This is a genomic window from uncultured Thiodictyon sp., from assembly GCF_903828115.1.
Classification (GTDB): Bacteria; Pseudomonadota; Gammaproteobacteria; order Chromatiales; family Chromatiaceae; genus Thiodictyon.
The window spans coordinates 1-5419 of the sequence record NZ_CAIKKU010000108.1 but is presented as its reverse complement, the minus strand read 5'-3'; the positions used below and the strand labels follow the sequence as shown (position 1 = coordinate 5419).

Below are 5419 nucleotides of genomic sequence, written 5' to 3'. Positions count from 1 at the left end.
GTCGTTGTCGAGGTTATCGTAGCATCCCCGATTCTCTACGCACCCCAAATTGCATCGCTTCTCCGAATTACGATTACGACAACGACAACGACAACGACAACGCTTAGCGTCACCGTCACCCACCCACCCGAAAGGAGCCCCCTGCCATGTCCAGTTCCCGCGTCCGTTCCCTGTTCGCCGTCGCCCTGCTCGCCCTGGCCCCCGTGGTCTGGGCCGCGGGCCCGGCCGCCGTCACCGTCAGCGACCCCTATGCCCGCGCCGTCCCGCCCGGCCAGCCCAACAGCGGCGTGTTCATGACGCTGCGCAACGCCTCCGACCAGCCCCGCGCCCTGGTCGCGGCCAAGAGCCCGGCGGCCAAGACGGTCGAGCTGCACACCCACACCAATGACGGCGGCGTCATGCGCATGCGCAAGATCGAGCGCATCGACATCCCCGCCGGGGCGAGCGTGCAGCTCAAACCGGGCGGCCTGCACGTCATGCTGATCGGCCTGAACGGCGACCTCACACCCGGCGGCACCGTGGCGCTCGACCTGTCATTCGACGACGGCAGCCAGGCCCAGGTGAAGGCCCCGGTACGCACCATCGAGACCGCACCGATGGCACCCATGGCCCACTGAGCCTGACGCGGACTCGTTGTGGGAGCGGCTTCAGCCGCGACGGGCCGCGCAAACGGCCGCAGCGTCGCAGGCCACCGCGGCGTCGCAGCGCGACCGCCGAAACCCTCCGGGCGAGGCGAATGCCCCGCCCGGCGCGGGAAACTCAAGCGCAGTTGATCCAGGTGCGTCACCCGCTCGACGATCAGATACTCCTTGGCTTCTGCGATCAAATCCGCGTCGATCGGGCGAGTGGTAGCCTCGGCCTGGCACAGGTCTGCCCGGCTACCCGGCACCTCCCAGCCATACGGCGGGCGGTCAAGGCGTACCAAGAGACAGTGACGGAAGAGAAAATAGCCCGAAAGGCGCGTTCGCTACGGGACATTGTTGACCACGGCCCCTCTTGTCCCGCCGGGGTGCCCCATCCAGAAGGGCGGGTAATCGCCCGGGAAGGGACGAGCCAGGGTGCTGGAGGGCGGTTCGCCGAAGACACTGCGGTAGTGGGCAGCCAGGCGCCCAAGCTGGGTGAACCCGAGGTGATAGGCGATCTCGGTGACCGTCGATTCCCCCGCGGCGCTTGCGAGCAGTGCCCGGCGCAGGGCATGGAGGCGTAGCTGCCGGATGAAGGCCCCCGGGGAGACGCCCAGATTCTCGCGAAAGGCATACTCCAGAGCGCGGACGCCCACCCCCGCCGCGGCGCACAAACCGCCCAGGTCCAACGTCGTCAGGTCCGCGTCGCGAATCGCCTCGATTGCGCGGTCGTAGCCGCGCTGCCGCGGAGATTTCGGCTTCGGCAAGGTGCGGCACTCCGGCGGCAGGACGCGCGCCGCGAATCCCAGCACCAGTTCCCGCTCCAGGGCGAACACGGCGGCGGGGTACCGGAGCATTTCCGGCGCTCCATGAACGCGCGTCAGGACCCCGTTCAGCCAACGACCCAGGCCCCGGACGGTCTCGGCACAGGCGGGCAGCACGCGTGCCGCGGCCCCGGCCTCCAGCAGATCCACCTGCTCCGGGGGTAGGTGCCGGCGCAGCAGCAAGCGCTGCACCAGGAACAGCAGATGCTCTTGGCCCTGGTCGAGCACCGCCTCCAGCCCCGTGGGCAGGGTGGCGGGCAACCCACGCTCGTGCAAGGGCCGTCTGAAGTACGAGGTCTGACTGCCCGGCTTGACGGGTACCGCGCAGGCGAGCATCCCCGCGGGCGAGAGCGCCTGAACCCGAAACCGGGTCGCGCACGACTCGCGGTAAAGCATGCAGTTGGGCGTGGCGAGGAAGACCTTGCGGATCCGAAAGGACCCGCTGCCGAGCGGGGTGCCGATGACCTCCCAGGGCTGGCCGCTGCGCTCCCAGCAGCAGGGATCGTCGGTGTCCTGGATGCCGGCCAACGCCAACGGGGTGCCCCGCCCGTCCGTCGAATCGATCCCGGTCGAAGCTGCGCCCGAAAACACTGTGCCCACCTCCGTCTCTTTTCGCAAACTGAATAGCACCCTAGTGAAACGATAGGTATTCTCCGCCTCGGTGTCCCTGCGGCGACTGCCCGGTGCCCCGTCGGACGGGTCAACGAGCCCGCAACCGCGACCCTGGCGCACGCTGCCCAGCAGGCCCCGACATCCGAGATGGAACAAGACGATGCCAAAACCGACGGCATCGCAGCCCCGGCATCGGCACCGGTGTCAACGCTGAGCGGAAAGCGCGCCTGGCCCAGGCGTGACCGCACCTGTTCTCAACCTGAACCTAGAGAGGACTCACATGATGCAACAAGAAGATCCGCGGCGACAACGCCGTCGCCGCTTACTCGGCGCCCTCGGCCTGACCCTGACCGCGCTGGGAGCCCTGACCTGCGCCGGGGCGGCCGACAAACCCAACATCCTGGTCGTCTGGGGCGACGACATCGGCCAGTCCAACATCAGCACCTACACCCATGGGCTGATGGGCTATCAGACCCCGAACATCGACCGCATCGCGTCTGAAGGCATGACCTTCACCGACCACTACGGCGAGCAGTCCTGCACCGCCGGGCGCTCCTCCTTCATCATGGGTCAGAGCGTGTTCCGCACGGGTCTCTCCAAGGTCGGCATGCCTGGGGCTGACGAGGGGATGCAGATCCAGGACCCGACCATCGCCGGCCTGTTGAAGGCACAAGGCTATGCGACCGGGCAGTTCGGCAAGAATCACCTGGGCGACAAGGATCCAATGCTGCCGACCAACAACGGCTTCGACGAGTTCTTCGGCAATCTCTATCACCTCAACGCCGAGGAGGAGCCGGAGAACGAGGACTATCCGAAGGACCCCGAGTTCCGCAAACGCTTCGGCCCGCGCGGCGTCATCCATTCCTGGGCACTGCCGGACGGCACCCAGAAGATCGAGGACACCGGCCCCCTGACCAGGAAGCGCATGGAGACGGTGGACGACGAGACCTCCGAACGCGCGCTCGGTTTCATCGATGAACAGACCAAGGCCGGCAAGCCCTGGTTCGTCTGGTGGAACGGCACCCGCATGCACTTCCGTACCCACGTCAAGCAGGAACTGCGCGGCATCTCGGGGCAGGACGAATACTCCGACGGCATGGTCGAGCATGACCTGCACATCGGCAAGTTCCTCAAGAAGCTCGACGAACTGGGCATTGCCGACAACACCATCGTCTTCTACTCCACCGATAACGGCCCGCACATGAACACCTGGCCGGATGCGGCCATGACGCCATTCCGCGGCGAGAAGAACACCAACTGGGAGGGCGGCTGGCGCGTCCCCGCGATGGTGCGTTGGCCGGGGCACATCAAGGCCGGCACCTGGAGCAACCAGATCGTCCATCATATGGACTGGCTGCCGACCTTCCTGGCCATCGCGGGCGCACCCGACGTCAAGGCGAAGCTCCTCACCGGCTATCAGGCGAACGGGCGCGACTACCGGGTCCACCTCGACGGCTACGACATCCTTCCGATGCTGACGGGCCAGACGGACAAGAGCCCGCGGCATGAGATCTTCTACTTCTCCGACGACGGCGATATGACCGCCCTGCGCTACAACGACTGGAAGGCGATCTTCCTGGAGCAGCGTGCGGAGGCAACCTTCCAGTCCTGGCGCGAGCCCTTCGTGCACCTGCGCGTACCGCTGCTCGAGAACCTGCGCCGCGATCCCTACGAGCGCGGCATGGTGACCTCCAACACCTATGACGACTGGTTCCTGGAACGGTCCTTCCTGCTGCTCGCGGCAAAGGATTACGTCGGCAAGTTCATGATGACCTTCAAGGAGTACCCGCCCAGGCAGAAGGCCGGGAGCTTCAACCTGGACAACGTGATGGAGCAGTTGACCAGTCCAGGCGCGCACTGATCCTGACTGGACACTGGAGCCGCCCGTTCGCGGCTTCATAGGACGAGCGGGCAGGGATCCTTACACGACCTGATCGAAGGGGCAGCCGTTGGGTCTGCTCCTTCGGCGGCGCAGGGAAGCGCCATCGCTGAATCTGAAGCCACAGCAAACAAGGAGACAACATGCGTACCCTTTTCGCCCTTCTGATCGCCATCACCTTCAGCACGCTGGCGAGCGCCGAGCCGCTCCCGTCCTGGACGGACGGACCGACCAAGACCGCGATCACCGCATTCGTCACAGAGGTGACGACCGCAAGCAGCCCGAGCTTCGTACCCCCGGCCGAGCGCATCGCCGTCTTCGACAACGACGGCACCCTCTGGGTCGAGCAGCCCATGTACACCCAACTCGCCTACGTCATCGACCGCATCAAGACCCTCGCCCCCGCGCATCCGCAGTGGCAGGAGGAGCAGCCCTTCAAGGCCGTGCTCACGGGCGACCTGGAGGCACTGAAGGCCAGCGGCATGGATGGCGTGACCAAGCTGCTGGCCGCCACCCATGCAAACATGACCACCACGGAATTCGAGCGGCTCGTCAGCGACTGGATCAGCTCCGCGCGCCACCCCCGCTTTGACCGGCTCTACACCCAGGTCGTCTACCAGCCCATGCTGGAGCTGTTGGACTACTTGCGCGCCAACGGCTTCAAGACCTTCATCGTTTCCGGCGGCGGGATCGAATTCATGCGCGCCTGGACCGAGCGCGTCTATGGCATCCCGCCGGAGCAGGTTGTCGGGTCGCAGATCGCCATGCAATACAAGGTCCAAGACGGCATGCCCGTGCTGATGCGTCAGCCGGAGGTCGCGTTCATCGACGACGAGGCGGGCAAGCCCGTCGGCATCCAGCGACATATCGGGCGCCGGCCTATCCTCGCCTTCGGCAATTCGGACGGCGACTACCAGATGCTCGAATGGACGACTGCCGGTGCCGGCAAGCGGTTGGGACTCATCCTCCACCACGACGACGGCAAGCGGGAGTACGCCTACGACAGGGAGAGCCATGTTGGACGCCTCTCTAAAGGGCTCGACGACGCCGGTTCCAAGGGCTGGACCCTGGTCTCTATGAAACGCGACTGGAGCCGGGTCTTCCCGGTCGCACCCGAGGTCTCGCCGAGCACACCTGGCGGTGGTCATGAGTGAGATTTCGTCTTGAATTACTCGAAACTCGTCCGTCGGCACTGGCACCTGCCTGGAATGACTCCGCAGGTGGATCGGACGGCTCGGAATCTGTGATTGCAAGAGGTACCAAATGAAACCGATACCAACGCGGATCACCTTGGCCACCGGTCTCCTGCTGGGACTTCCTGCTGCCGACGCCGACGATGCGGCGGCCCTCGCCAAGGAGCTGTCCAATCCCGTGGCTGCGCTGATCAGCGTGCCCTTGCAGTCGAATTGGGAGCAGAACATCGGGCCGGACGACCGGGGCAGCCGCTACACGCTGAACCTCCAACCGGTGATTCCGATCTC

The 5419-nt window shown here is 65.7% G+C and carries 4 protein-coding genes and 1 pseudogene; 4 read left to right on the top strand and 1 reads right to left on the bottom strand.

Annotated features, from left to right (window positions below):
• The first annotated feature begins 146 nt into the window (after positions 1–146).
• Positions 147–617 (top strand): copper chaperone PCu(A)C, encoded by a 471-nt coding sequence (locus QZY48_RS04000; RefSeq protein ID WP_295428029.1) that lies wholly within the window; start codon positions 147–149, stop codon positions 615–617.
• A gap of 350 nt (positions 618–967) precedes the next feature.
• Here the strand turns inward: QZY48_RS04000 and QZY48_RS03995 are convergent, their stop codons facing one another.
• Positions 968–2038 (bottom strand): helix-turn-helix domain-containing protein, encoded by a 1071-nt coding sequence (locus tag QZY48_RS03995; RefSeq protein ID WP_295428027.1) that lies wholly within the window; start codon positions 2036–2038, stop codon positions 968–970.
• Positions 2039–2342: 304 nt separating this feature from the next.
• On the opposite strand from QZY48_RS03995, the gene QZY48_RS03990 reads away from it, so the two are divergent.
• The 3 genes and pseudogenes from QZY48_RS03990 to QZY48_RS03980 all read left to right on the top strand — a co-directional run.
• Entirely contained in the window at positions 2343–3920 is a 1578-nt protein-coding gene (locus tag QZY48_RS03990; RefSeq protein ID WP_295428025.1) for an arylsulfatase, read from the top strand.
• Positions 3921–4081: 161 nt separating this feature from the next.
• On the top strand, positions 4082–5092 hold the full coding sequence (locus QZY48_RS03985; protein ID WP_295428022.1) for an HAD family hydrolase: 1011 nt from the start codon (positions 4082–4084) through the stop codon (positions 5090–5092).
• Positions 5093–5201: 109 nt separating this feature from the next.
• A pseudogene (locus tag QZY48_RS03980) lies at positions 5202–5419 on the top strand (transporter); the annotation flags it as partial.